This is a genomic window from Paenibacillus oleatilyticus, from assembly GCF_018998565.1.
Lineage (GTDB): Bacteria > Bacillota > Bacilli > Paenibacillales > NBRC-103111 > Paenibacillus_G > Paenibacillus_G oleatilyticus.
In genome coordinates this window covers 1-359 of record NZ_JAHNZO010000156.1, presented here as the reverse complement: position 1 = coordinate 359, position 359 = coordinate 1, and the positions used below count along the sequence as shown (strand labels likewise).

At 50.1% G+C, this 359-nt stretch carries 1 protein-coding gene; it reads right to left on the bottom strand.

Translation table 11 applies throughout. The annotated features are described in order from the left end of the window. Positions 1–307: transposase (locus tag KQX66_RS36740; RefSeq protein WP_216798434.1), on the bottom strand; the 307-nt coding region annotated here is incomplete at its 3' end. Positions 308–359: the final 52 nt, after the last annotated feature.

The window sequence follows — 359 nt, the reverse complement described above, 5'->3', positions numbered from 1 at the left end:
CATCAAACCCGGTTAATCGAGTCTGCCCTTTCTGAACAATCACAGGCTCAAATTCACTGTTGCGATCGCGAGGAGTCTCGATGGCCAACTCACCGTACTGGGATGTGAGGGTTTTGGGTGAGAAACCGTTGCGACTGTTGCCGCTTCCACGGCCTTCAGTGGCACTTTTAGCATAACCAAGGTGATGTTCCATCTCTGCGCCCAACGCGGCTTCAACAGTCATTTTAACGAACTGGTTGAGTACATTATTGAGGTCAGCTTCCGTTTTGATATCTTTCGCCAGTTCGGCAGTGACCTGACGCAGCATTGCCTGCTGCGGAGTGTCAGGTAAGCGAGTTTTTTTAGCCATTGCCTATATC